Origin of the sequence: Salinicola sp. RZ23, from assembly GCF_003206675.1 — a bacterium.
GTDB classification, from domain to species: domain Bacteria; phylum Pseudomonadota; class Gammaproteobacteria; order Pseudomonadales; family Halomonadaceae; genus Salinicola; species Salinicola endophyticus.
Map to the genome: position 1 here is coordinate 47,437 of NZ_PZJK01000018.1, position 25,551 is coordinate 72,987.

Annotated in this window: 20 protein-coding genes; 8 read left to right on the top strand and 12 right to left on the bottom strand. The window is 67.1% G+C overall.

All coding sequences use genetic code 11. The features are described 5' to 3' along the window. Positions 1 to 144: 144 nt before the first annotated feature. From DOM67_RS18080 to DOM67_RS18120, 9 genes are all read right to left on the bottom strand, one after another. Entirely contained in the window at positions 145 to 1,482 is a 1,338-nt protein-coding gene (locus DOM67_RS18080; RefSeq protein WP_198651861.1) for an aryl-sulfate sulfotransferase, read from the bottom strand. 184 nt (positions 1,483 to 1,666) lie between these two features. Beyond that, entirely contained in the window at positions 1,667 to 2,299 is a 633-nt protein-coding gene (locus DOM67_RS18085; RefSeq protein WP_110678515.1) for an isochorismatase family cysteine hydrolase, read from the bottom strand. A gap of 75 nt (positions 2,300 to 2,374) precedes the next feature. Then, on the bottom strand, positions 2,375 to 3,964 hold the full coding sequence (locus DOM67_RS18090) for an ABC-F family ATPase (RefSeq protein ID WP_110678517.1): 1,590 nt from the start codon (positions 3,962 to 3,964) through the stop codon (positions 2,375 to 2,377). 164 nt (positions 3,965 to 4,128) lie between these two features. Continuing rightward, positions 4,129 to 5,643 carry a choline-sulfatase gene (gene betC / locus DOM67_RS18095; protein ID WP_110678519.1) on the bottom strand — a complete coding sequence of 505 codons (1,515 nt, stop codon included), beginning with the start codon at positions 5,641 to 5,643 and terminating at the stop codon, positions 4,129 to 4,131. A 154-nt stretch (positions 5,644 to 5,797) separates the two neighbouring features. Beyond that, positions 5,798 to 6,271: a nuclear transport factor 2 family protein gene (locus DOM67_RS18100; RefSeq protein WP_110678521.1), complete on the bottom strand. Its 474-nt coding sequence runs from the start codon at positions 6,269 to 6,271 to the stop codon at positions 5,798 to 5,800. A 289-nt stretch (positions 6,272 to 6,560) separates the two neighbouring features. Next, entirely contained in the window at positions 6,561 to 8,138 is a 1,578-nt protein-coding gene (locus tag DOM67_RS18105) for an aldehyde dehydrogenase (NADP(+)) (RefSeq protein WP_110678522.1), read from the bottom strand. Positions 8,139 to 8,378: 240 nt separating this feature from the next. Next, the gene (locus DOM67_RS18110; RefSeq protein WP_110678524.1) at positions 8,379 to 9,746 is read right to left on the bottom strand and encodes an enolase C-terminal domain-like protein; all 1,368 of its coding nucleotides are present in this window, start codon (positions 9,744 to 9,746) and stop codon (positions 8,379 to 8,381) included. A 130-nt stretch (positions 9,747 to 9,876) separates the two neighbouring features. Next, a complete protein-coding gene (kdgD, locus tag DOM67_RS18115) occupies positions 9,877 to 10,794 on the bottom strand; it encodes a 5-dehydro-4-deoxyglucarate dehydratase (RefSeq protein ID WP_110678526.1) in 918 nt (305 codons plus the stop codon). A 274-nt stretch (positions 10,795 to 11,068) separates the two neighbouring features. Continuing rightward, a complete protein-coding gene (locus tag DOM67_RS18120; RefSeq protein WP_110678528.1) occupies positions 11,069 to 11,560 on the bottom strand; it encodes an Lrp/AsnC family transcriptional regulator in 492 nt (163 codons plus the stop codon). A 228-nt stretch (positions 11,561 to 11,788) separates the two neighbouring features. On the opposite strand from DOM67_RS18120, the gene DOM67_RS18125 reads away from it, so the two are divergent. Further along, a complete protein-coding gene (locus tag DOM67_RS18125; protein WP_035471958.1) occupies positions 11,789 to 12,805 on the top strand; it encodes a 1-aminocyclopropane-1-carboxylate deaminase in 1,017 nt (338 codons plus the stop codon). 60 nt (positions 12,806 to 12,865) lie between these two features. Further along, on the top strand, positions 12,866 to 14,350 hold the full coding sequence (locus tag DOM67_RS18130; RefSeq protein ID WP_198651862.1) for an amidase: 1,485 nt from the start codon (positions 12,866 to 12,868) through the stop codon (positions 14,348 to 14,350). A gap of 53 nt (positions 14,351 to 14,403) precedes the next feature. Here DOM67_RS18130 and DOM67_RS18135 read toward each other — a convergent pair whose 3' ends face one another. From DOM67_RS18135 to DOM67_RS18145, 3 genes are all read right to left on the bottom strand, one after another. After that, positions 14,404 to 16,257: a M14 family zinc carboxypeptidase gene (locus tag DOM67_RS18135; RefSeq protein ID WP_232825314.1), complete on the bottom strand. Its 1,854-nt coding sequence runs from the start codon at positions 16,255 to 16,257 to the stop codon at positions 14,404 to 14,406. A 242-nt stretch (positions 16,258 to 16,499) separates the two neighbouring features. Beyond that, complete coding sequence (locus DOM67_RS18140; RefSeq protein WP_110678530.1) at positions 16,500 to 17,801, bottom strand: SLC13 family permease; 1,302 nt, start codon at positions 17,799 to 17,801, stop codon at positions 16,500 to 16,502. Positions 17,802 to 17,900: 99 nt separating this feature from the next. Next, positions 17,901 to 18,734, bottom strand: coding sequence for an amidohydrolase family protein (locus DOM67_RS18145; RefSeq protein ID WP_110678532.1), 834 nt, complete (start codon positions 18,732 to 18,734; stop codon positions 17,901 to 17,903). Between the two features lie 182 nt (positions 18,735 to 18,916). On the opposite strand from DOM67_RS18145, the gene DOM67_RS18150 reads away from it, so the two are divergent. The 6 genes from DOM67_RS18150 to ugpC all read left to right on the top strand — a co-directional run bounded on the left by DOM67_RS18150 (position 18,917) and on the right by ugpC (position 25,536). Next, entirely contained in the window at positions 18,917 to 19,654 is a 738-nt protein-coding gene (locus tag DOM67_RS18150; protein ID WP_110678534.1) for a GntR family transcriptional regulator, read from the top strand. Positions 19,655 to 19,807: 153 nt separating this feature from the next. Beyond that, positions 19,808 to 21,034 carry a peptide antibiotic transporter SbmA gene (gene sbmA / locus DOM67_RS18155; RefSeq protein WP_110678536.1) on the top strand — a complete coding sequence of 409 codons (1,227 nt, stop codon included), beginning with the start codon at positions 19,808 to 19,810 and terminating at the stop codon, positions 21,032 to 21,034. A 169-nt stretch (positions 21,035 to 21,203) separates the two neighbouring features. Beyond that, positions 21,204 to 22,526: a sn-glycerol-3-phosphate ABC transporter substrate-binding protein UgpB gene (gene ugpB / locus DOM67_RS18160; RefSeq protein ID WP_198651863.1), complete on the top strand. Its 1,323-nt coding sequence runs from the start codon at positions 21,204 to 21,206 to the stop codon at positions 22,524 to 22,526. Positions 22,527 to 22,608: 82 nt separating this feature from the next. Then, the gene (ugpA, locus tag DOM67_RS18165) at positions 22,609 to 23,484 is read left to right on the top strand and encodes a sn-glycerol-3-phosphate ABC transporter permease UgpA (protein ID WP_110678538.1); all 876 of its coding nucleotides are present in this window, start codon (positions 22,609 to 22,611) and stop codon (positions 23,482 to 23,484) included. Further along, a complete protein-coding gene (ugpE, locus tag DOM67_RS18170; RefSeq protein ID WP_110678540.1) occupies positions 23,484 to 24,329 on the top strand; it encodes a sn-glycerol-3-phosphate ABC transporter permease UgpE in 846 nt (281 codons plus the stop codon). Before ugpA ends, ugpE begins: the two co-directional genes overlap by 1 nt. Positions 24,330 to 24,354: 25 nt before the next feature. Then, positions 24,355 to 25,536 carry a sn-glycerol-3-phosphate ABC transporter ATP-binding protein UgpC gene (gene ugpC, locus DOM67_RS18175; protein WP_110678542.1) on the top strand — a complete coding sequence of 394 codons (1,182 nt, stop codon included), beginning with the start codon at positions 24,355 to 24,357 and terminating at the stop codon, positions 25,534 to 25,536. Positions 25,537 to 25,551: the final 15 nt, after the last annotated feature.

A 25,551-nucleotide genomic window follows, 5' to 3' on the forward strand; every position in this document is an offset into this window, starting at 1 on the left:
GGAGAGTGTCATGAGAAGTTTACGCAGACATCGTTCGCCCCGCATCCAGCCGGCGTGCGGCGTCTTGCCGCCACGCCGGCCGGCAGGAACGCTCACCCGCCGGACTCATTCACTGGGCCCACTCGCAGGGCCCAGTCGCAGGGCTTACTGGTCTGGCACGCCCGGATGACAGCCGGGCGCCGCGACATACAGGTCGCAGTCCGGCATCACCGCGTTCTCCGTGTGCGGCGTGCCCTTCGGCGCCCAGTCATAATCCACCAACTGCGCACGGTAGACCTGGTTGGTGACGTAATCGTCGCCCGGCATCGACTTGCCGAAGAACGGACTCACGTACTCCCACACGATCTCGCCTGCCGGCGTGACCTGGAACAGGCGGCCATCCTGGCCCTCGTCGATCAGCGTATTGCCGTTGGGCAGACGCCGCGCGCTCGAGATGAACGAGCTGTAGAAGGTGTAGGGCGAGCGCCCCGACATGCTGCCGGTGTACTGCCACACGATCTTGCCGCTGCTCGGATTCACCTCGATCACGCGGGAGGAGGAGAAGAACCCCTGCTTCGATGGCGGGAAGCCGGCATTGCCCTGATTGTCGAAGATCAGCAGATTGCCGGCCCCCGGCAGACCCTCGGGGATGAGGTGGACATCGTGGGCCCCCACGGTCTGATCCACGGGGCGGCCAAGCTTGCCATTGAGCGAGAGCGCCGGCAGGTCGGGGCCGAGACGCCAGACGATCTCGCCGCTCTGACGGTCGACGATCAACGTGATGTTGGCGTTGCGCGAATTGACCAGGATATTGTCCGGCGCGAAGCGCTTGTCACCGGCGTCGTACCAGCGATTGGGCCCTAGCGGTACGGCGGTGTTCAGATGCAGGAAGTCGGGGTCCCCGGAATCCTTGAGCGCGCGCAGGCCGGCATCGGAAAAGCCCATCTCGTCGAGATGATCGCCGGCCTTCCATGCCCACACCACCTGGCCCTGTTGGTCGACCTCCTCGATGGCGTTATCGATGATCGGATAATCGAAACCGTTGAGCTCGCGTGTCTCGGCGGTCATCACCAGGTTGTTGCCGTTGGGCAGCCGGCGCATGTCATGATGCTGGTAGACCGGATGCTGCTGGCTGCCCCACTGCCACACCACGTCGCCGTCCCAATCCACCTCGGCCACGGAGGCGTTGGTGAGACCGTTGCCGGGGCTGGCGTGCTCGGGGAGCTTGTCGACCCGTGCCGACTGCACCAGCAGATGCCCTTGCTCGCCGCCGGCCTGCTCGGCGGAAAGCGGGATCGGCGGGAAGCTCTCATAGTCCCAACGGTGCACTTCGTTGCCGTTCATATCGATCAGGTGGGTCTTGCGATCGCCGCCGGGGAACAGCACGAAGCCGTTGTAGGCCCGCTTGGGATCGTAGTAGGTCGTGCCGGTGGGAAAACTGCTGGGCAAGGCCAGCACCGTGGTCGCCGAGGCCATCAGCCAGGCACCCATCACTACCGACACGGCTTTGCTCCGTGACACCATCGCTCGTCGCTCCTTCGTCGAGTCTCGCCCTGTGCGGGCCTAGCCGGCATGACAGCCTGCCGGCGCACCTTGTCTGGCCGGTGAGCACAGCGATGCGTCATCACCGGCTTTCAGATAGACCCGCGCGACGCGGTTTTTATCCCCGCCCGGGGACGTTTAATGCCTAGGCGGTTGCCGGCAGCCGTGCGGTGAACTCGGCGATCGTCATCGGCTTGGAGAACATCGGGTAGTCGTAGCGGATCGCGGCATCGTGCTCGGCCTCGCTGGTCGCGGCGACACCGTCGGTCAGTGTCAGCACCTCGAAGCCCTTCTCGTAGCCCGAGCGCATGGTGGATTCGACGCAGCAATTGGTCAGGAATCCGGCCAGGACGAGGGTCTCGATTCCCTTGCTGCGCAGAATGAAATCGAGATTGGTCGAGGCAAAGGTATCCAGCCCGCGCTTGCCCTCGATGACGATGTCACCGACCTGCGGCGTCAGCGCCTCGCAGATCTCCGCACCCCACTCGCCCTTGACGAAGGCCTTGCCCTCGACGACACCCGCAAGGATGCCGTAGGGCTGGGCGGTGATCTCGCCATAGCCGGGCGCGAAGTGGATCGGCGCGTGCATCACACTGACCCCCGCCGCGCGTGCCGTGGCAACGAGCCGCTGGGTTCTGGTCAGCATGTCGTCACGCGCCATGACGGCTTTGACGGCCTCATGGAGTACGCCACCTGGGGTGGTGAAGTCGTTCTGGAATTCGATCAGCAGCAGGGCGGTCTTGAGCGGATCGACGCGCGGAGAGAGGGCAGAGGTCATGGCGGAAGGCTCCTGGCCGGGAATGGACTCGCTGTGGTTCAGCGTAGCCCACCCCCGGCCACGGAGCGGTGGTGTCTAGCCGTAGACACCCTGGCTGCGCAGATAGTCATCATAATCGCCGCTGAAATCGACGATGCCATCCTCTTTCATTTCGATGATGCGGGTCGCCAGCGAGCCGACGAACTCGCGGTCGTGGCTGACGAAGATCAGCGTGCCGGGATAGTTCGCCAGCGCCAGGTTGAGCGCCTCGATCGACTCCATGTCGAGGTGGTTGGTGGGCTCATCCATCACCAGCACGTTGGGCTTTAACAGGGTCAGCTTGCCGAACAGCATGCGCCCCTGCTCGCCGCCGGAGATCACCTTCACCGACTTGCCGATATCGTCGTTGGAGAACAGCATGCGGCCCAGCGCGCCGCGCACGGTCTGCTCGCCTTCGGTGGTCCACTGGCGCATCCACTCGAACAGCGTCTCGCCGCCCTCGAAGTCGGCGGCGTGATCCTGGGCGAAGTAGCCGAGTTCCGCGGCGTCAGTCCACTTCACCTCACCGGCGTCCGGCGCCATCGTCCCCACCAGGCAGTTGAGCAGCGTGGTCTTGCCGATACCGTTGGGGCCGATGATCGCGACCCGCTCGCCGGCCTCGATCTGCAGCCCGAAACGCTCGAACAGCACGTTGTCGCCCCACGCCTTGGTCAGCTTCTCGACGTTGAGCGCGTGGCGATGGATCTTCTTGTTCTGGTCGAAGCGGATGAACGGGCTGACCCGCGAGGAGGGCTTGACCTCCTCGAGCTGGATCTTGTCGATCTTGCGCTGGCGCGAGGTCGCCTGCTTGGCCTTGGAGGCGTTGGCCGAGAAGCGGCTGACGAACTGCTGCAGCTCGGCGATCTCGGCCTTCTTCTTGGCATTCTCGGCGTGCAGGCGCTCACGTGCCTGGGTCGCCGCGGTCATGTACTCGTCGTAGTTGCCGGGGAACAGCCGCAGCTCGCCGTAGTCCAGGTCCGCCATGTGGGTGCAGACACTGTTCAGGAAGTGGCGATCGTGGGAGATGATGATCATGGTCGAGCTGCGCGCGCGCAGGATCCCCTCGAGCCAACGGATGGTGTTGATATCCAGGTGGTTGGTGGGCTCGTCGAGCAGCAGCACGTCAGGATCGGAGAACAGCGCCTGGGCCAGCAGCACGCGCAGCTTCCAGCCCGGAGCGACCACGCTCATCGGCTGGGTGTGCTGTTCCAGCGGAATGCCCAGCCCCAGCAGCAGCTCGCCGGCGCGGGCCTCGGCGGTGTAGCCGTCGAGTTCGGCGAAGCGCACCTCGAGATCGGCCACCTGCATGCCATCTTCCTCGGACATCTCACTCTGGCCGTAGATGCGCTCACGCTCGGCGCTGACCTGCCACAGCTCCTGGTTGCCCATGATCACGGTGTCGATCACCCGCTCGTTCTCGAACGCGAACTGATCCTGGCGCAGCTTGCCCAGCCGCGTGGTGGCATCTTTCATGACCTGGCCGGCGCTCGGCTCCAGATCGCCGCCCAGAATCTTCATGAAGGTCGACTTCCCGCAGCCGTTGGCGCCGATCAGACCGTAGCGATTGCCCTGGCCGAACTTGACGGAGACGTTTTCGAACAGCGGCTTGGCGCCGAACTGCATGGTGATGTTGGCGGTAGAGAGCAAAGGTAGGTACTCGCGGCGACGGCATGAATGGAGCGCCCGGGCAGATGCGGCCGGCGCGGGCGCATTGTACGCGCCCGCCGCCGCGGCGATCCACCATCAGCCGATGACACCTGACAGGCACGCCACCCGCCCAGGCGGCAGCGACGCTGCCGTCGCGCCTGCGCTCACTCACCCCGCGGGTAACGCTGCGCCTCCTCGAGCACGTTGAGATCCATGTGGTTGCGCATGTAGCGCTGGGAGGCATCCTGCAGCGGCTGATGATCCCACGGGTAGTAGTGGCCGTTGCGCAGCGCCTCGTAGACCACCAGGCGCTGGGCCTGGCTCTCGCGGACTTCGGCATCGAAGCGCTGCATGTCCCAGCGCGCGCGCATCTGGGCTTGAAACGCCGCCAGCGTCTCGGCGTGCGCCGGGTCAGTGGCCAGGTTGTGGCACTCGCGGGGGTCCGCCTCGAGATCGAACAGCTGCGGCGGATCGAGCTCGCAGTGATTGAACTTCCAGCGTCCCTGGCGAATCGTCACCAGTGGCGCCTCGCTGCCCTCGGCGGCGTACTCCATATAGACCGGCGCCTCGCGGCTCCCGCCCCGGGCCAGCGGCAGCAGCGACTCACCGTCGGTCCAGGGGGCCACCTCGGAGAGGTCGATACCGACCAGATCGGCCAGGGTGGCGTTGATATCGATGGTCGAGACCGGGGTGTCGACGCTGGCCGGCGCCAGCCCCGGCGCGGCGATCATCAGCGGTACCCGGGAGGAGCCGTCGAACGGGCTCATTTTGAACCACAGCCCCTTCTCGCCCAGCATGTCGCCGTGATCGGAGCAGACCACGATGATGGTGTCGTCCGCCATGCGGGTTCGCTCGAGCACGTCGAGAATGCCGCCGATCTTGTCGTCGATGTAGGAGATATTGGCGAAGTAGCCGCGCCGCGCCCGACGCACGTGCTCGGGCTGGATATCGAATTTCTCGTAGTCGTTGGCAATGAACACGCGCTGGGAGTGCGGGTCGAGATCCTCGAAGGCCAGCGCCCCCTCGGCCGGTTCGAGCTGTTCGCACGCCTCGTACAGATCCCAGTACTGGCGCCGCGCCACATAGGGGTCGTGGGGGTGGGTGAAGCTCACGCACAGCGCCCAGGGCCGTGAATCCTGGCCCCGCGAAAGGTCGAACAGCTTCTGCTCGGCGTGGAAGGCGACCTCGTCGTCGTACTCCATCTGGTTGGAGATCTCCGCCACGCCGGCACCGGTCACGGACCCCAGGTTGTGATACCACCAGTCGATGCGCTCACCCGGCTTGCGGTAATCCGGCGTCCAGCCGAAATCCGCCGGATAGACGTCGGTGGTCAAGCGCGTCTCGAAGCCGTGGAGCTGATCCGGGCCGACGAAGTGCATCTTGCCGGAGAGACAGGTGGAGTAGCCGGCGCGGCGCAGATGATGGGCCCAGGTCGGCACGGCGGAGCGAAACTCCGCGGCGTTGTCATAGACCCCGGTGCGCGACGGCAGCTGGCCGGACATGAAGGCGGCGCGACCCGGCGCGCACAGATAGCTGGGGGTATAGGCACGGTTGAAGTTGACCGCGCGTTTGGCGAGCGCCTTGAGATTCGGCGCATGCAGGAAGTCGGCCGGCCCGTTCTCGAACAGGGTGCCGTTCAGCTGATCCGCCATCAGCACCAGAATATTGGGTCGTGTCATGGGTCCCCCGGCAGCGTTGCGTGGTCGTCGCACCAGCGACGGCAGTGGAGTCCCAGCATGCGCGGCGGCGGTGAGCCCGCGCAAACGATGGATTCGAGGCCTTAGCCCCAGCCAGGCTGGGGCTCGCTCGCGTGCGCCAACGAGCAGACAGGGCTCACAGCCCGAGGCTGGAAAGCCCCGGGTGGTCGTCGGGCCGCCGGCCCAGCGGCCAGTGGAACAGGCGCTCGTCCTCACGGATCGGCAGGTCGTTGAGACAGGCGTGACGCTCGGCCATCAGCCCATGGGCGTCGAAGCGCCAGTTCTCGTTGCCGTAGGAGCGGAACCAGTTGCCGGCGTCATCGTGCCACTCGTAGGCGTAGCGCACCGCAATACGCTCGCCCTCGAAGGCCCACAGCTCCTTGATCAGGCGATAGTCCAGCTCACGGGCCCACTTGCGCGCGAGAAAGGCGCGCACCTCGGCACGTCCGTGGATGAACTCGACCCGATTGCGCCAGCGCGTGTCGGCGGTATAGGCCAGCGCGACCTTGTCCGGGTCACGGCTGTTCCAGCCATCTTCGGCCAGGCGCACCTTGAGGATCGCGCTCTCGCGATCGAACGGGGGCAATGGGGGACGTGATTCTGGGTTCATGCGGTACTCCTCGACGCTACGCTTTGTCTGAAAAATGCCTGCGCTCGCCGGTTTTCAGACAGAGCTCAGGCGGTGTACGAAAACGGCCTGCACGCGGCGCCGCGACAGGGCCGGGTACGCGTGGGGGAATGCGTTACTCAGGCAGCAGTCTGCCACGCGCACGCTGAGGCATCGCCCGCGGCAAGCGACCGATCACCGGCCAGGGACGACCCGAGCGCCCATCAAAAAGCCGCCCCCGGAGAGGAGGCGGCTCGATCGGTCATGGCCCGGTTGGCGTCGGGGCCGGCGCTCAGCCTTCGCGCTTGCCGTCGACCAGGCGCTTGAGCGCCAGCGGGTTGTTCTGCTTGATCGCCTCCGGCAGCAGCGCATCGGGCAGGTTCTGATAGCAGACCGGGCGCAGGAAGCGATGGATGGCAGCGGTGCCCACGGAGGTGGTGCGCGAATCCGAGGTCGCCGGGAAGGGGCCGCCGTGGACCATGGCGTCACACACCTCGACCCCGGTGGGCCAGCCGTTGACCAGGATGCGACCCGCCTTGCGCTCCAGCGTCGGCAGCAGCTCGCGCGCGGCATCGAGATCGGCGTCGTCCATCTGCAAGGTGATCGTCAACTGGCCTTCCAGATGCTCGGTGACCTGCTTGAGCTCGGCGGCATCGGCGCACTCCACCACCAGCGAGGTAGAGCCGAACACCTCGGCCTGCAGCGCCTCGTCGCCGAGGAAGTCCTGGGCCGCGGTCACGAACAGACCGGTCTGGCACTGGTTGGGGCCGTCGCCCTTGTCGCCACGCGCGATTTCACGCGCCTTGCCGCTGCCGGCGAGACCTTTGACCCCACTTTCGTAGGCTTCGAAGATCCCCGGGGTCAGCATGGTCTGACTGCCGCTGGCCTTGACCGCCTCACCGGCCGCCGCCACGAAGGCGTCGAGCGCCGGCCCCTTGACCGCGATCACCAGACCGGGGTTGGTGCAGAACTGACCCGCGCCCATGTTGAGCGATGCGACGAACGCCTCGCCCATCTCCTTGCCGCGCGCTTCCAGCGCCGCGGGCAGCGGGAACACCGGATTGATCGAGCTCATCTCGGCGTAGAACGGGATCGGCTCGGGGCGCGACTGCGCCGCCTTCCACAGCGCCAGACCGCCGCTGCGCGACCCGGTGAAACCGGCGGCCTTGACGCGCGGGTCGGTGACCAGCGCCTGCCCCACTTCGCGGCCGGAGCCGAACAGCAGCGAGAACACACCCTCCGGCAGGCCGCACTGCTTCACCGCAGCCTGGATCGCACGGCCGACCAGCTCGCTGGTGCCGGGGTGGGCGGAGTGCGCCTTGACGATCACCGGACAGCCGGCGGCCAGCGCCGAGGCGGTATCGCCGCCTGCCACCGAGAAGGCGAGCGGGAAGTTGCTGGCGCCGAACACCACCACCGGACCGAGACCGATCTGGCGCTGGCGCAGGTCGACGCGCGGCATCGGCTGGCGCTCGGGCAGTGCCGGGTCGACGCGCACGTCGAGCCACTCGCCGTCACGCACCACACGGGCGAACAGACGCAGCTGGCCGCAGGTACGCCCGCGCTCGCCCTGAATACGCGCCTGGGGCAGACCGGATTCGGCCACCGCGCGCTCGATCAGGGTGTCGCCCAGCGCTTCGATCTGCTCGGCGATGGTTTCCAGAAACTTGGCGCGGGCCTCCAGCGAGGTTTCGCGGTAGGGGTCGAAGGCCGCCCAGGCCAGCTCGCAGGCACGCTCGACCTCCGCCTGGGTACCCCCCGCGTAGGCCGGCTCGAGACGCTCGTTGGTGGCCGGGTTGATCGCCTGGATGGCATCGCGGCTGCCTGTGACGGCCTGCTGGCCGATCAGCATGTCACCTGTCAGATTCATCTTGCCTCCTGAAGTGGGAATGGTCGTGCGTTGGCTGCCGGCCGCGGCCGGATCAGCTGCGCCAGGCCGCCTACGAAAACCGCCCTGATGACGGCTTTTTCGTACGCGCCCTGGCGTCGAGGATCGCAACGGAACCTCGAGAGCCTAGCAGCCTGGCCGCCGAGAGAGTGCCGCTTACGACTAAGGGCTAAGGACTAAAGACTAATCCTCGACCCCGGGTCCCGACGCGGTCGCCCTGGTTCAGCGCACCAGTGCCGGACGCTTGGGATCGAAGCGCCAGCCGTCGATCAGAGACTGCATCGCCATGGCGTCGTCGCGCCCCCCGGCCGGCAGTCGCCGGTAGTCGGCGTGGGCACGCTCGACCGCGGCCATGTCGAGTTCGATGCCCAGCCCCGGGGCGTCGGTGACCGTCACCCGGCCGTCGACGATGGTCGGCGGCTCGCGGGTCAGGCGCGCATCGCCCTCCTGCCAGATCCAGTGGGTATCGAGCGCTGTGACCCGCCCCACCGCCGCGGCGCCCACATGCGCGAACATCGCCAGCGAGACATCGAAATGGTTGTTGGAGTGCGAGCCCCAGGTCATGCCGTGATCCTGGCACAGCTGGGAGACGCGCACGGCGCCGGAGAGCGTCCAGAAGTGTGGATCGGCGAGCGGGATATCCACCGCTCGCAGCATCAGCGCGTGGGCCATCTCGCGCCAGTTGGTGGCGACCATGTTGGTGGCCACCGGCAACCCCGTGGCGTGGCGGAACTCGGCCAGGATCTCGCGCCCCGAGAAGCCCTGCTCGGCGCCGCAGGGGTCCTCGGCATAGGCGAGTACCCCATGCAGGCCGCGGCAGAGCTGGATCGCCTCGTCGAGGGACCAGGCGCCGTTGGGGTCGAGGGTGGTCCGCGCCTCGGGGAAGGCCGCATGCAGCGCGCTGACCGCCTCGATCTCCTGCGCCCCCGGCAGCACCCCACCCTTGAGCTTGAAGTCCCGAAAACCGTAACGGTCGTGCGCGACCTGGGCCTGCTCGACGATCGCCTGCGGCGTCATCGCGGCTTGGTCGCGCAGGCGATACCAGTCGTGCCCCACCCCGCCGCGGCCATCCGCGGTCTCGCGCCGATAGCCGAGCGAGGTGGCGTGGCCGTCGCCGACGAAGAAGAGATAGCCGAGCACCTCGACCTGGTCGCGCTGGCGCCCGTCACCCAGCAGATCCACCACCGGCACCCCGAGGAACTGGCCCATCAGATCGAGCAGCGCCGCTTCCAGCGCCGCCACCGCGTTGACACGCAGCTCGAAGGTCCAGGAGCCACGGCCGAAGTCTTCGAAATCGGCATGGCGCCCGCGCGAGTGCAGCGACGCCACCACGCCGCGCAGCTGGCCCAGCGACTGGCCCAGTACGCGCTCGCGGGCCTGCTCCAGCGAACGCTGGATGGTCTCGCCCCCCGGCGCCTCGCCGACCCCGACATGGCCGGCACTGTCTTCGAGAATCACCAGGTTGCGGGTGAACCAGGGGGCGTGGGCACCACCGATATTGAGCAGCATGCTGTCGCGGGCGGCGACCGGGATCACCCGCATGGCGGTGATGGTCGGCGTGGCGTGACGGGTCCGTGCGTGGCTGGGCATGGCGACTCCCGCGATGAGATCGGTGCGGCCCGCCGCCGAGCGGACCGCGCAGGGATAACGACAGCGGCCGCCGGCGATGGGCGGCGCTGAGATAACGACAGCGGCCACCGCAGCGCGGCGGCCGCAAGGATCACAGACGCTCGGCGCGCTCGATCAGCCGTTTCAGCGTCTCCAGCTCCTGGGCGCTGGGCATCACCAGCGGCGCCCGCACCTCGCCCGCCGGATAACCGACCAGCCCGGCGCCGGCCTTGATCAGGCTCACCGCATAGCCCTTGGTGGTATCGCGCAGGGTGACGAAGGGAATGAAGAACTCCTGGGTGACCCGGCGCACGAAGTCGTGGTCGCCCTCGCGCAGCGCCTGATAGAACTTCACCGCCAGCGACGGCACGAAGTTGAACACCGCCGAAGAGTAGGTGCTGACGCCGATCGCCAGATAGGCCTCGGCGATGATCTCGGCCGTGGGCACACCACCGACGTAGGCCAGGCGATCACCCAGCGTCTTGATGGTGATGTTGAGCGACTGCATGTCGCCCTTGCCATCCTTGAGGCCGACCAGATTGGGGCAGCGCTCGGCCAGCGCCTTGACGCCGTCGACATCGAGCACGCCGTTGGCGCGGTTGTAGTAGATCACCGCCAGCTCGGTGGACTCGCACACGCTGGCGGCATACTCGACGATGCCCGCCTGCGGGCACTCGGTGAGATAGGGCGGCATCAGCAGAATGCCGTCGGCCCCCGCGTCCTGCGCGGCCTTGGCATGCGCCTTGGCCAGCTCGGCGCTCTGCCCGGCGCTGGCGATGATCGGCACGTGGCCGCCGAGGACCTCCACCGCGACCGTCACGATCTCGCGATACTCATCCAGCGTCAGGTTGAAGAACTCCCCGGTGCCCCCGGCGACGAACAGCGCCGAAACGTCGTAATCCTTGAGCCAGGCGAGCCGCCGGCGGTAACTCTCGGCGTCGAACTGGCCGTGGGCATCGAAGTCGGTCACCGGAAAGGAGAGCAGACCGTCGGTGATGGAGGCTTTGAGCGCGTCTCTGGAAAAATTCACCTGGATTCCTCGCTAAGGGCTGGCAAGCACATAAACGCTGGCACGAGCATGAGCGCTGGCACGGGCAGACGGCGACAGCGCCATACCAGCATCGCGCCTGGCGGTGCGGCACCGGCAGGCTTTATGACGGCGATGTTGTCATACATCATACTATAGTGCCGTTATACCTTAGCCCAAAGCCCCCGGGACGCCCACCCGGCATCCGTTGCCGCGCGTCCGCGTGGAGGCGAGGCCATGCCTTTCCGGGGGCGAGGTCGGCTCAGCCGGGGAAGGCTCAGCGCCCCAGCGGAATCTGGGTACTCGACAGCACCTCGCGCAGGCCCATGAAGGAGCGGATCTGGCGCACCCCGGGCAGGTAGATGAGCTGCTCGGCATGCAGCCGATTGAAGCTCTGGCTGTCGCGGGTGCGGATCATCAGGAAGTAGTCGAACTCACCGGTGACCAGATGACACGCCATGCAGCCGGAGATATGCCGCGCCGCCGCCTCGAAGTCGGCGAACGACTGCGGCGTGGAGCGATCCAGGACCACGCCGATCACCACCACCATGCCGGCATTGAGACGCTCGGCATCGAGTAGCGCCACCACCCCCTTGATCAGGCCGGCGCGCTTGAGCCGCTCGACCCGGCGCAGGCAGGCCGGCGGGCTGAGATTGACCCGCTCCGCCAGCGCCACGTTGGAGAGCGAGGCGTCGTGCTGCAGCACATCGAGTATCTGACGATCGATACGATCCAGCGGTGGCGCCTCGGGCGCGTCAGAGAGGGGCATGACAGAGCCTCCGCTTAATTTTGTTGTCGATAATCTCTTTTTAGCACAATGAAAGATGCCACAAATCTAAATCCTTATTACATGAGATCGAAAATCGCGATTAACTTGCAATATCACTCACCGACTTTCCTGATAGCGTTTTAGGCACTGCCTGCCAAGTATCCAGGCATCGCCTCTTCACGATCGGCGGCCTTGCCGCTGCTACCACAACGACAATCAGGTGACCCCATGCGACTCGACCGCTTTCCCCGCTACCCCCTTACCTTCGGCCCCTCTCCGATCACGCCGCTCAAGCGCTTGAGCGAACATCTCGGTGGCGAGGTCGAGCTCTACGCCAAGCGCGAAGACTGCAACAGCGGGCTCGCCTTCGGCGGCAACAAGACACGCAAGCTCGAATACCTGATTCCGGAAGTGCTCGAGGGCGGCTACGACACCCTGGTCTCGATCGGCGGCATCCAGTCCAACCAGACCCGACAGGTCGCCGCGGTGGCCGCACATCTCGGTCTCGAGTGCGTGCTGGTACAGGAGAACTGGGTCAACTACGACGACAGCCACTACGACAAGGTCGGCAACATCGAGCTGTCACGCATCATGGGTGCCGACGTGCGCCTCGATCCGGCGGGATTCGATATCGGCATCCGCGCCAGCTGGGAGCGCGCGCTGGAGGATGTGCGCGCCCGCGGCGGCAAGCCTTACCCGATCCCCGCCGGCTGCTCGGAACACCCCTACGGCGGCCTCGGCTTCGTCGGCTTCGCCGAGGAGGTCCGCCAGCAGGAGCGCGAGCTGGGCTTCACCTTCGACTACATCGTGGTCTGCTCGGTGACCGGCAGCACCCAGGCCGGCATGGTGGTGGGCTTCGCCGCCGACGGCCGGGCGCGCCAGGTCATCGGGATCGACGCCTCGGCCAAGCCGGAGCGGACCCACGCCCAGATCCTGCGCATCGCCCAGAACACCGCCGAGCTGGTCGAACTCGGCCAGCCGATCGAAGCCGACGACGTGATCCTCGACACCCGCTTCGGCCATCCGGAGTACGGCCTGCCCAACGACGGCACCCTGGAAGCGATCCGCCTCTGCGGCCGGCTCGAAGGCGTGCTCACCGATCCGGTCTACGAGGGCAAGTCGATGCACGGCATGATCGACAAGGTCCGCCGCGGCGAATTCCCCGCCGGCTCCCGCGTGCTCTACGCCCACCTCGGCGGCGCCCCGGCGCTCAGCGCCTACAGCGAGCTGTTCCACGCCGGCTGAGCGCCCTCGGCCCGAGGTATGCTGGAGGCTTCCCGCCACCCATGCAGCGAGGAGACACGCATGCCCCCTGCCAACGCCGGCCCCGACGCCATGGGCGCGCTCGATGAGATCGTCACCTGGAGCGCCACCACGCTCTCCCGGCGCATCCATGCCCGCGAGGTATCCTGCCACGAGGTGATGAGCGCCTATCTGGCGCATATCGATGCCGCCAATCCGCAGCTCAACGCACTCGTCTCCCGACGCGCACCAGAGGCGCTGCTGGCAGAAGCGCAGACGGCCGACCACGAACTCGCCGCCGGGCGCTCGCGGGGCTGGCTGCACGGCATCCCCCAGGCGATCAAGGATCTCTCCGACGTGCAGGGGCTGCCTACCGTGCAGGGCTCGCCGCTGTGCATCCATCATCGCGCCGACGCCGACAGCCTGATGGTCGAGCGCATGCGCGCTGCCGGGGCCATCGTGATCGGCAAGAGCAACACCCCGGAGTTCGGGCTCGGCTCCCACACCTACAACCCGGTGTTCGGTGCCACCCGCAACGCCCATGCCCCGACCCGAACCGCCGGCGGCTCCAGCGGCGGTGCCGCCGCCGCGCTGGCCATGCGCCTGCTGCCGGTGGCCGACGGCAGCGACATGATGGGCTCGCTGCGCAACCCCGCCGCCTTCAATCAGGTGATCGGCCTGCGCCCCTCCTTCGGACGCGTCCCCTGCGCGGCGCCGGAGGCGTTCGGCCAGCAGCTCGCCACCTATGGCCCCATGGGCCGCAGCGTCGAGGACGTGGCCCGGCTGCTCGCCGTGCAGGCCGGCTACGACCGCCGTGCGCCGCTCTCACTGGGCGAGCCGCTGCTGCCCGCCGGGCAAGACCCGGCCGCGGCGCTCGAGCGCGATGGTGACGGCCTGCGTATCGCCTGGCTGGGGGACTGGTCGGGGCATCTGGCGCTGGAACCGGGGGTGCTCACGCTGTGCGAAGCCGCGCTGCAGCGGCTGGAAGCGGGCGGCTGCCGAATCGAACCGGCGGCCCTGCCCTACTCGGCCGAGGCCCAGTGGCAGAGCTGGACCACCCTGCGCCACTGGGCGGTATGCGGCAGTCTCGGCGGCTACTACGCCGACCCCGACAGCCGACGCCAGCTCAAGCCGGAGGCGCAGTGGGAAGTCGCCCGCGGGCTCACGCTCTCGGCCCAGGACATTCATGACGCCAATGTGCGCCGCAGCGAGCTCTATCGCGCCTGGTGTGCGCTCTTCGAACAGGTCGACTACGTCGCCATGCCCAGCGCCCAGGTGTTCCCGTTCGCCCTCGACACACCCTGGCCCGAGACGATCGACGGCCGCAGCATGGACACCTACCACCGCTGGATGGAGGTGGTGGTGCCCGCCTCGCTGGCGGGTCTGCCCGCGATCAGCGTGCCCGCCGGGGTCGATGCCCGGGGCCTGCCGATGGGGCTGCAACTGATCGGCGCACCGCGGGATGACTGGGGGTTGCTGCAACTGGCACGTCTCTACGAGCGCATCAGCGGCGAGCTGGCCCCCATGCCCGCCGCGCTGAACGGTTGAGGCACCTCATCGGCCGATCGGCACCAGACCCGCCCCGGAGGTATCCCGGCCACTCACGTCGGGTCCGGTTCGAGGAGCGCCGCCGGCAGACGCTGAAAGGCCTCGTAGGCCGCCAGCACCGTGGCCCGCTGGGCCGCGGCGGCGGCCTGGAAGGCGTCGGTGTAGACGGTCTCGTCGGGATATTCGGTGATCAGTGTCAGCGGCACCCGGTGGCGCTCGTCGACCGCGAGCCAGCAGGGAAAGCCGTTGATCCGCTCGAAGCCATCGTCGCCGGCGTGGGCGTTGAACTGCGCCAGTTGGCGCCGATTGAGTGCCTGCAGCGCCGCCTCCTCTGCCAGCGCCCGGGTGACCGCCTCCAGCAACCAGCGCGCGGCCGCCTCCCAGCCCGGGCGATAGCGCAGGATCAGGAAGCATCCCTTGGGGATCGTCCACATCTCGAAGCCCCGCGGCACATAGCCGGAGAGCGGCCGGGTCCACTCGTGCGCCGGGTAGCCATGCAGATTGAGGTGCAACTGCGCACCGCTGAGCTGCTCGGCCTGGCTGCGGATGGTGCTCTCGAAGCGTGCCGGCTCGCGGTACTCCAGATCGTCGCCCAGCGCGGTGTAGCGGGCGGCGTGGTGCATGTGCCTTGGGTTGTCGGCGATCAATTGCTGGTGCAGCGCATAGCCGTCCGGGTTCTCCAGCGGACACAGGGTGAAGTGGGCGCCGGGCCGACGCGCCAGCGTGAACGCCGCCTGCAGCGAGCCGGCAGGCGATGAGGTCTCGTTGGCATGCTGGCCGGCGGAGATTATCACCGCACGGTCACGACCGGCGATATGGCACCCGCTCAGCGTGCGCCCGGCGACCGAGCGCGCCTGGAAACGGCTGCCGGGCAGCGCCGCCAGCGCGGCTTCGATCACCGCCGGCGGCAGCGGCCCCTGGGGCGCCGAGAGCTGGGCCTGCCAGTCGCCCGCGGGTATGGCCGGAAGTGTGGCCTGCGGTAATGCCGCGTGGGCGACGGCCCGCACGCTGAGCGTCTCGCCGCGACGCACTTGGGGCACGATCTGGCCCGGCTGCAGATGGCGGTCCCCCGGCGGGCGGCCGCTGCGACGCTGGAAGACCTCCAGCAGCGAGAAGTAGAGCTCCTCGTGGAGCGCCTCGCGCAGCGACAGCACCTCGTCGTCGTAAGCCAGCGGCTCGTCGTCCACCGGCAGCGTCACCGCGATCTCGAGCCGCGCGAAATAGGGCTCGTTCCCCCAGTCGGCATCGCGGATCGCACTCACGCTGTCGTGATAGAGCGCCTCGAAGGCGGTCCACAGCGCCCGTCCCCCACTTGCCGTCTCGGCCGCTTTCTCCTCCATCGCCGCCCCCGCCAACCCACCCTCGCGGCACCAGCCGCAGGGCGAGAGCGCCGGTTCGCCGGTGAAGTCGTCATGCACGCGGTTGGGCGCCAGTACCTCGCACTCGCGCTCACGCCCATCGGCATAGCGCAGACGCAGCCGGTAAACCGGCAGCGCCGCCCGGCACACCCCGGCGACGAAGCGAAACGCCACCTGTGGATAGCAGGCGGCGAGGGGGTAGCTCTCCAGGCGGAAGCGCTGCTCGCTGGCCTGGGGGTGGCGCGGATAGATGACTTCGCAGGCGAGGAGATCGCGGGTCTCGATCTCCTCGCGGAAGGCGCACAGCAGCGGCTTGTAGGCGGAGCGGCAGCACGCCGCGATACCGCGCTCGGCCAGCGCCGCCTCGGCCTGGCGCCGTGTCGCCCGGTCGTCGAAGGTCCAGGTCTCGAGGCGCTCACCGCTGAACTCGGCGGCGAGCGTCGTCAGCGTGGCGGCGTAGGTTCGAGAGAACAGCTCAGTGGCAGAGGCGCCGGTGACAGAAGCGTCGGTAAAAGCGGTGTCTGTGGCAGAGACAGCTGACGGGCTCAAGGCGGGCTCCTGATGGTTGATGACATCCTGAGGGCCGGCCGTGCACGCCCGCCGGCCAGCGCGATGCAATAGCGCAGTGTAGCGCGCATCGGGCGCTGCTCGGCGTCTCCTGGCACCCGACGTCGATTCGCTCGCCGCGAACACGGATACGGCGCCGCGGATACGCAGAGACACAGAAAGACCAAGGGCGGCATCGAGGATGCCGCCCTTGGTGTAGCGCACGTTGATCCCGCAGACGGTGCCTAGAAGATGAAGGTCAGCAAAAGGTTGAACACCATCGCCGCGACGAAGCCCAGCGGTGCGGCACGGAACAGCAGCTTCGGCAGCAGGCCGGCGCGGGCACGGTCGTCAGGGCAGGAGCCGAGGATCAGGCTGCCGCCGGAAGAGAACGGCGAGATCGAGGTGGCCTGGGCGCCGACCACGATGGCGATGAAGATGATCATCGGATCGATGGCCAGGGTGTTGGCGATCGGCAGCACCAGCGGGAAGAGCGCCGGAGTGACTACGCCCAGCGTGCTGGCGAACAGCGACATCAGCGCCGCCGCCACGCCGAAGGCGACCGGGATCAGCGCCGGCGGAATATTGGTGCCGATCCACGAACCCAGCAGATCGATGGTGCCGGCCTTGATCGCCACCGAGATCAGCATGCCGACCCCGCAGATCATGATGATGGTGCCCCACGGCAGCGAGGCGATCGCCTGACGCTCGTCGCCCAGCTTGAGCAGCAGCGCGATGACCGAGAACACGCTGGCGATCAGGCCGATGTCGACCTTGGCGTTGACGAAAGCGACCGCGGCATTGTCCGGCAGCAGCAGGCTGGCGATCGGCGGCAGCAGCACTGTGGCCATCATGATCAGGGTCAGGGTCAGGGTGGTCTTCTGCTCGCGGTTGAGCGGCGACGGGCGTTCGACATGTTCCAGTGAGGCCACCGCGCTGCCGCGCCGGCGCCCGACCACGATCAGCCCGGCGAGTACCACCACCGGCACGATCAGAGTACTGGCGAAGATACCCAGGGCGTTGAGGAAGGCCTGGTTGTCGGAAACCCCGGCGCTGGTCATCAGGGTGCGGAAGATGATCCCGCTCTGGCTGGAGACGAAGTTGGCCCCGGCCAGCGCGCCGTAGTTCACCGCCATGCCGCCGACGATCAGGCTAAGCCCGGTGCGATTGCACAGCAGCAAAGTGATCGGCGCCATGAACGCCAGCACGGTGTAGTAGCCGGCGCCGAGCCCGGAGATCACCGTGGCGGCGAGGAAGATCGCGAACGGCATCAGGCTGGGCACGTTGCGGCAGCGATACATCAGATGCTCGGCGAGCTTCTCCAGGGTGCCGTTGACGATGGCGAAGCTGTAGAACAGGCAGACCGAAAAGATGATGAAGAAGATCTTCAGCGGCCAGGTGGCGATCACCTCCTTGGGACTCATGCCCATCCCGAAGCAGCCGATCAGATAGGCAAAGGCGATCGCGAACAGCCCGATATTGAGCTTGAAGCGGTAACCGAGAACGATGGAGACGATGATCGCCCCCACCACCAGCAGACTCATCATGTCAGTTCCCCTCGTGCGTGATCCCGGTACCGGCGCATCCGGCTCCCGGTGTGATGTTATTGGCGTGCCTGCGCAGGCGGACGCTCATGTCTCTGTCATTCACTCCCCGCTCAGCGCGATCCGAAACAGCCGCGCCGGGTTGTCGACCAGCACCTGGCGGCGCTCCACCGGGTCGGGCAGCAGTCTCTCCAGCAGCGCGAACTGGGCGTCGTAGTCGGTGTCGGCCTCGAAGCGGGTGTGCGGCCAGTCACTGCCCCACAGCAGGTTCTCACTGTGGCCGTAGGCGTCGCGCAGGCGCTCGATCGAACGGCTCGCCTGATCCAGACTCGAGCGGCTGCGATAGGTGGCCGACAGCTTGACCCACAGCGGCTGGTACGCCATCCGTGACAGCAGGGCGCGATGCGCCGGGTTCACCGGATCGATCTCCCCGCCCGGCAGGCCGAAGTGATCGATCACCACGTCGCAGCCAGCGCCCAGGATCGGTGCCACCACGCTGTCGAGATCCTCCATCCCGCGCTGGATCTCCACCGACCAGCGGCGCCGGGCCAGATCCGTGAAGAATCGCTGCCACGCTGCCGAGGCGTAGTCGTCGAGCGTCTTGCCGATCAGGTTGAGGCGCACGCTCACCACCCCGGCGTCGGCCAGCGTGTCCAGCGCCGCGGCGGAGATCGTCGGCTCGACCACCGCGGTGCCGCGCAGCCGCTCGGGATAACGGCGTAGCGCCGCCACCAGATAGTCGTTGTCGGTACCGAGAAAGCTGGGCTGCACCAGGACACCGTGCGACAGGCCACAGCGGTCCAGATGTGCCAGATACGTTTCCACCTTGGCGTCGTAGTCCGGGCTGTAGCGCCGCCCCTCAGCCAGCGTCAGATCGCGCTGGAAGATGTGAGCGTGAGTATCAACGCCCGTCACGACCTTGGCAGTAGACTGCATCTAGGAATCCTTGAATCACGTGATATAAACCTGTGCAATCGAGCACATGCGGTCGCTTCGACCCAACTATTCATATATATGAATAGTTGAATTCTCAGCATACACGCTTTTAGTCGCACTTGGCGTTACCTACGACTAAAGGTGATACATTGAGATGAATAACAGGCAGGGAACCCAACGTGATGAGAACTTCGGGCACGCAGACCGACGAACGTCTGCCGCTCTATCAGCGCCTGCGCGACGACATGCTTTCGCGCATCGCCTCTGGGGAGTGGACCCCCGGCATCGCCATCCCCACCGAAGCGGAACTCACCAAACAGTACGGCGTGGCGGTGGGCACCCTGCGCAAGGCCGTGGACACCCTGGTCCGGGACGGCCTGATGGAACGCAGCCAGGGTCGCGGCACCTTCATTCGCCGCCCCAACTTCCAGGGCTCTCTGTTCCGCTTCTTCCGCCAGGTGGATACGCTCGGCGAACGCCAGGTACCCACCAGTCGAATTCTGAGTCGAACCCGAATCCAGGCCTCGGAGAGCGTGGCCCAGGCACTGGAGCTCGCCCCGGAGAGCGAGGTGATCCGGCTCGAACGGCTGCGTCAGATCGGCGGCAGCAACGTCTCGCGGGAGGAGATCTGGTTGCCGGCGTCACGCTTCGGCGGATTGATGTCGGTGGAGCCGGAAGCGTTCGGCAATCTGCTCTACCCCTTCTACGAGACCCAGTGCGGCCAGCTGGTGGCCTCGGCGCGCGAGACCCTCACCGTGGAGACCGCCGACGCCCGCACCGCCGAGGCGCTGGAGATCGCCCAGGGAGCACCGGTGGTGAACATCGAGCGCCTGGCACTGGGTTACGACGGCACCCCGCTGGAGTACCGCCGCACCCTGGGGAATGCCGAGACCTTCCGCTACCAGGTCGATATCACCTGAGACGATGGCCCGTTAGCGGGTACCGCCACTCTCCCGGTGGCAGCCCGCGAGACGCGGGTAATGGCCGGTAAGGGAACGTAACGCGCGCGTCACGGTCGATGGAGAGGGGCCCGCGATCCCGGGCCCGCTCCCATCGCCGCTCAGGACGTCACCGTGTTTCGATCCTTCTTTCCCCGACCCGCGCTGCTCGCCGTCAGTGCGCTCGTCTGGTCCCTGCTGTGCCTGGTGCTCTGGGACACCACCGCCAACGCCTGGGGCGCCGTCATCGGCCTGCCTCCGCTGGCCCCCGGCGCCGAGCTGCCGATCGACGTCTCGCGCTTCTGGGCCCCGTCGTTTTTATGGTTCTATCTCTACTATGCGCTGTGCACTGCGCTCTTCGCTGCGGCCTGGTTCCGGTTCAGCCCGCACCGCTGGCAGCGCTGGTCGATTCTCGGCAGCGCGCTGATCGTGTTCATGACCTACTTCTCGGTTCAGACCAGCGTCGCGGTCAACGCCTGGTACGGGCCGTTCTGGGACATGGTGCAGCAGGCCCTGGGCGGTGACAGCTCGGTGAGCGCGGCCGATCTCTACCGCGAAATGCTCGCCTTCGCCGGGATCGCCTTCGTCGCGGTCACGGTGGGCGTGTTCAACCTGTTCTTCGTCAGCCACTACATCTTCCGCTGGCGCTGGGCGATGAACGACTACTACATGCACCACTGGTCGCGCCTGCGCCACGTCGAGGGCGCGGCCCAGCGCGTCCAGGAAGACACCATGCGTTTTTCCACCACGCTGGAGGGGCTGGGCGTGAGTCTGCTCAAGTCGGTGCTGACGCTGATCGCCTTCCTGCCACTGCTGGTGACGATGTCGCACAACATCACCGAGCTGCCGCTGATCGGGCACGTCTCCAACGCTCTGGTGTGGTCGGCGATCGCCTGGTCGCTGTTCGGCACCCTGTTTCTGTCACTGGCGGGGATCAAGCTGCCGGGGCTGGAGTTTCGCAACCAGCGGGTGGAGGCGGCCTACCGCAAGGAGCTGGTCTACGGCGAGGACGCCGCCGAGCGCGCCCGGCCGGCCACCGTGGCGGAGCTGTTCCAGGCGGTACGGCGCAACTACTTTCGGCTCTACTGGCACTATGCCTACTTCAATATCGCGCGCATCTTCTATCTGCAGGCGGACGTGGTCTTCGCCTTCATCGTGCTGGCACCCTCGATCGTCGCCGGCAAGCTGACCTTGGGTCTGCTGCAGCAGATCCTCAACGTCTTCGGCCAGGTGCGCGACTCCTTCCAGTATCTGGTCAACTCCTGGTCGACCATCATCGAGCTGCTCTCGATCGTCAAACGCCTGCGTACCTTCGAACGGGTGATCGAAGGCGCACCGGAGGCCCCCCAGGCGGCAACCTGAACGATAACGGCAGGGCGCGCGCCGTGCCCTGCCGACGTCGTTGACCTCGTGCCGTCATCTCGCAGTCACGACGCCATCATCCCCGTGACATCCGAATGTCACAGTACTGACATCGTGCCGTCCTAGGGTACGCACCACACCCTGTAACGCCCTGTCAGGAGATGTCACCGTGCGCCTTAGCCACCTGCTTCCGTTCGTCGCTGTCACCGCGCTATCCCTCTCCCCCTCGGCCCAGGCCGCCACCACCATCACCTGGTGGCACGCCATGGAGGGCGTACTCGGCGAGAAGGTCAACGCCATCGCCGACGAATTCAACGCCTCCCAGGACGACTATGTGGTCAAGCCCGTCTACAAGGGCAGCTACAGCGACAACCTGACCGCGACCATCGCCGCCTTCCGCGCCGGCCAGGCGCCGGCGATCACCCAGGTGTTCGAAGTCGGCACGGCGACGATGATGAGCGCCAAGGGCGCGATCTATCCGGTCTACCAGCTGATGCAGGACACCGACACGCCGTTCGATCCCGACGCCTTCCTGCCGGCGGTGAAGAGCTACTACACCTCGAGCGACGGTCATATGCTGTCGATGCCGTTCAACTCCTCCACCCCGGTGCTCTATTACAACCAGGACGCCTTCGCCAAGGCCGGCATCGAGACGCCGCCCAAGACCTGGGCCGAGCTCGGCAAGGACGCCCACAAGCTGGTCGAGAGCGGCGCCGCCGAGTGCGGCCTGACCACCGCCTGGCCGAGCTGGACCCAGCTTGAGAACTTCAGCGCGGTCAATGACCTGCCCTTCGCCACCCAGGCCAACGGCTTCAATGGCACCGACGCCCGCCTGGTGTTCGACCAGCAGCCGGCCACGGTGGCCCATATCCAGGATCTGGCCGAGTGGCAGAAGAGCCACGCCTTCGAGTATGGCGGCCGCGCCGACAACGGCACCAAGCGCTTCCAGTCGGGCCGCTGCGCCATGCTGACCACCTCCTCCGCCTCGCGCGCCGGCATCCAGGAGGCCGCCAAGGGCAAGTTCGGCTTCGGCATCGCGCCGCTGCCCTATGACGCCAATGCGGTGAGCCAGCCCCGGAACTCGATCATCGGTGGGGCCTCGCTGTGGGTCATGCGGGGGCAGTCGGACGCGGTCTACAAAGGCGTGGCCGAATTCATGAACTTCCTCTCCTCACCGGCGGTGCAGGCCGACTGGGCCAGCTTCACCGGCTATGTGCCGATCACTACCGCGGCCTACCAGCGCCTGAAAGACGATGGCTTCTACGCCAAGACGCCGGGCGCCAGCGTGGCGATCGACCAGCTGACCCGGGGCACGCCGGATGACAACGGCCGCGGCCTGCGCCTGGGCAACATGCCGCAGATCCGCAATATCATCGCCGAGCAGCTGGAGAAGGCGTTCAACGGCAGCGAAACCGCTGCCCAGGCGCTGACCACCGCCGCCAAGCGTGGCAATGCGGAGCTCGAGCAGTTCGAGCGCAGCGTCTCGAACTAGGCACCCATTTCCGGCGTCGACACCCCTTTCTCCTGCTGAGTCCCTGAAAGCGGGCGGCGCAAGCCGCCCGCTGCCGATCAAGATGACCACCTTCGAACGTCACTCCCTCACCCCGTGGCTGCTGCTGGCGCCCCAGCTCGTCGTGGTCGCCATCTTCTTTTTCTGGCCCGCCGCCGAATCGCTGCGCCAGGCGTTCTACGTGCAGGATGCCTTCGGCCTCGGCGAGCGCTTCGTCGGGCTCGCCAACTTCCAGCACGTGCTCGCCTCCCCCGGCTACTGGCACGCCTTCGGCGTCACCGCGCTGTTCAGTCTGCTGGTGGCGGCAGGCGCCATGGGCCTGGCGCTGCTGCTGGCGGTGCTCGCCGACCGCGTGCTCCATGGCGCCAGGCTCTATCGCGTGCTGCTGACCTGGCCCTATGCCGTGGCGCCGGCGGTGGCGGGTCTTCTGTGGCTGTTCATGTTCGACCCGGTGCTCGGCGTGCTGACCCACGCCCTGGCCGCCATCGGCGTGCACTGGGATGCCCAGCTCGATCCCGGCCAGGCGCTGGCGCTGGTGGTGATCGCCTCGATCTGGCAGCAGATGAGCTACAACTTCGTGTTCTTTCTCGCCGGGCTGCAGATGATCCCCGCCTCGCTGCTCGAAGCCGCCGCCATCGACGGCGCGGGCCCCTTCCGGCGCTTCTTCGGTATCACCCTGCCGCTATTGTCGCCGACCGCCTTTTTCCTGCTGGTGATGAACAGTGTCTACGTACTGTTCGAGACCTTCGCCACCATCGACAGCACCACCCTGGGCGGCCCCGGCGGCGCCACGCGCACGCTGGTCTACAAGCTCTACGAGGATGGCTTCGTCGGCCGTGACCTGGGCGGTTCCAGCGCCCAGTCGGTGCTGCTGATGATATTGGTCGGGGTGCTCACCTTCATCCAGTTCCGCTACCTCGAACGCAGGGTCGCCTACTGATGCGCTATCGTCGTCCCGGCCTCGACGGCCTCACCCATCTGCTGCTGATCATTGGCGCGGTGATCTTCGGGCTGCCACTGTGGCTCGCACTCACCGCCTCCACCCACAGTGCCGGCGACCTGCAGAGCGGCATCGCCCCGCTGTGGTTCGGTGACCAGGGGCTCGCCAACTACTGGCAGCTACTGTCCCAGCCGATGCCCGGGCTGGGGGTCAGTGCGCTGCGCCTGCTCGGCAACTCGCTGGTGATGGCGCTGGGCATCGCGCTGGGCAAGATCGCGATCTCGCTGCTGGCCGCCTACGCCATCGTGTTCTTCCGTTTCCCCTGCCGCACACTCTGCTTCTGGCTGATCTTCGTCACCCTGATGCTGCCGGTGGAGGTGCGCATCGTGCCGACCTACGGCGTGGTGGCGCGCTTCGGGCTGATCGACACCTACGCCGGGATGATCCTGCCGCTGATCGCCTCGGCCACCGCCACCTTCCTGCTACGCCAGTGCTTTCTGAGCCTGCCGTCGGAGCTGTTCGAGGCGGCGCGGCTGGATGGCGCCGGGCCGCTGCGCTTTCTCAAGGATTTCGTGCTGCCGCTGTCGCGGACCAATCTCGCGGCACTGTTCGTGATCATGTTCATCTACGGCTGGAACCAGTATCTGTGGCCGCTGCTGGCGGCCAACTCGCCCGATCACGCCACCGCCGTGATCAGTCTGAAGAACCTGGTGCAGTCCACCGACACCCTGCCACCGTGGCAACTGGCCACCGCGATGACGGTGCTCACGGTCCTGCCCCCGGTGGTGGTGATCGTCGCCATGCAGCGCTTCTTCGTGCGCGGGCTGACCGATGCCGAAAAGTGACCTTCAACGCAGAGAGACTCGACCCATGGCCACACTGACCTGTCGCCAGCTCGTCAAGACCTACAAGGGCGGCCAGCGCGCCGTCGATGGTATCGACCTGACCCTAGAACCCGGGGAGCTGATGGTCGTGGTAGGCCCTTCGGGCTGCGGGAAGTCGACCTTCCTGCGGATGGTGGCGGGGCTCGAGACGATCAGCGACGGCGAGCTGAGAATCGGCGGGACGCTGGCCAACCAGCTGGAGCCGGCCCAGCGCGGGGTCGCGATGGTGTTCCAGAACTACGCCCTCTACCCGCACATGAGCGTGTTCGACAACATGGCCTATGCGCTCAAGCTGCAGAAGCGCCCGCGCGAGGAGATCACGCGCCGGGTGCGCGAGGCCGCGGCCCTGCTGGGGATCGAGGCATTGCTCGAACGCCGCCCACGCCAGCTCTCCGGCGGCCAGCGCCAGCGCGTGGCGATGGGCCGGGCGATCGTGCGCGAGCCGCGCGTGTTCCTGTTCGACGAGCCGCTCTCCAATCTCGACGCCGCGCTGCGCGTGCAGATGCGCCTGGAGATTCGGCGCCTGCAGCAGCGCCTGGGTGCGAGCATGCTCTATGTCACCCACGATCAGGTCGAGGCGATGACCCTGGCCGACCGTTTAGTGGTGCTGCGCGATGGCCGGATCGAGCAGATCGGCACCCCGATGAGCCTGTTCGAGACACCCGCCAGCTGCTTCGTGGCGCGCTTCATCGGCTCACCGGCGATGAACCTGCTGCCGGTGACCCAGGCCGACGGCCGTGCACGGCTGCCCGGCGGCCTGATCCTCGACACAGAAGCACTCAAGACCGAAATCATCGAGACAGCCCCCGAAACCAAGGCCGATACGGCGGCGAGCGCAGACGCCGCCGAGCCCCCCGCTGCCGCCACCCTAGGGGTGCGCCCGGAGCACCTGCGCCTCGACCCGCAGGGCGAGTTCGCGGTCACGCTGGAGATGATCGAACGCCTGGGGGTGGATGCCCTGGCCTACTGCCGCCTGCCGGGACTCGACGCACCGCTCACCGCACGGCTGCCGCTGGCCACACTGGAGGCCGCGGCACTGCGCGAGGGCAGCGAGATACGGCTCGCGGTCGACGGCCCGCTGCACCTGTTCGACGCCGAGGAGCGCCGTGTGGCACGGCGGGCGCGCCTCAGCGCCGACACGTCGGCGGCGACATCGAGCATCGCCTGAGAGGGCATCGGGCCG

What these genes read in the sequence shown, in the direction of transcription:
- DOM67_RS18085 (WP_110678515.1), bottom strand. Translation starts at nt 2,299, where the DNA reads ATGACCTCTGCCCTCTCTCCGCGCGTCGATCCGCTCAAGACCGCCCTG.
- betC (WP_110678519.1), bottom strand. Translation starts at nt 5,643, where the DNA reads ATGACACGACCCAATATTCTGGTGCTGATGGCGGATCAGCTGAACGGC.
- DOM67_RS18100 (WP_110678521.1), bottom strand. Translation starts at nt 6,271, where the DNA reads ATGAACCCAGAATCACGTCCCCCATTGCCCCCGTTCGATCGCGAGAGC.
- DOM67_RS18105 (WP_110678522.1), bottom strand. Translation starts at nt 8,138, where the DNA reads ATGAATCTGACAGGTGACATGCTGATCGGCCAGCAGGCCGTCACAGGC.
- DOM67_RS18110 (WP_110678524.1), bottom strand. Translation starts at nt 9,746, where the DNA reads ATGCCCAGCCACGCACGGACCCGTCACGCCACGCCGACCATCACCGCC.
- DOM67_RS18120 (WP_110678528.1), bottom strand. Translation starts at nt 11,560, where the DNA reads ATGCCCCTCTCTGACGCGCCCGAGGCGCCACCGCTGGATCGTATCGAT.
- DOM67_RS18125 (WP_035471958.1), top strand. Translation starts at nt 11,789, where the DNA reads ATGCGACTCGACCGCTTTCCCCGCTACCCCCTTACCTTCGGCCCCTCT.
- DOM67_RS18130 (WP_198651862.1), top strand. Translation starts at nt 12,866, where the DNA reads ATGCCCCCTGCCAACGCCGGCCCCGACGCCATGGGCGCGCTCGATGAG.
- DOM67_RS18140 (WP_110678530.1), bottom strand. Translation starts at nt 17,801, where the DNA reads ATGATGAGTCTGCTGGTGGTGGGGGCGATCATCGTCTCCATCGTTCTC.
- DOM67_RS18145 (WP_110678532.1), bottom strand. Translation starts at nt 18,734, where the DNA reads ATGCAGTCTACTGCCAAGGTCGTGACGGGCGTTGATACTCACGCTCAC.
- DOM67_RS18150 (WP_110678534.1), top strand. Translation starts at nt 18,917, where the DNA reads ATGAGAACTTCGGGCACGCAGACCGACGAACGTCTGCCGCTCTATCAG.
- ugpA (WP_110678538.1), top strand. Translation starts at nt 22,609, where the DNA reads ATGACCACCTTCGAACGTCACTCCCTCACCCCGTGGCTGCTGCTGGCG.
- ugpE (WP_110678540.1), top strand. Translation starts at nt 23,484, where the DNA reads ATGCGCTATCGTCGTCCCGGCCTCGACGGCCTCACCCATCTGCTGCTG.
- ugpC (WP_110678542.1), top strand. Translation starts at nt 24,355, where the DNA reads ATGGCCACACTGACCTGTCGCCAGCTCGTCAAGACCTACAAGGGCGGC.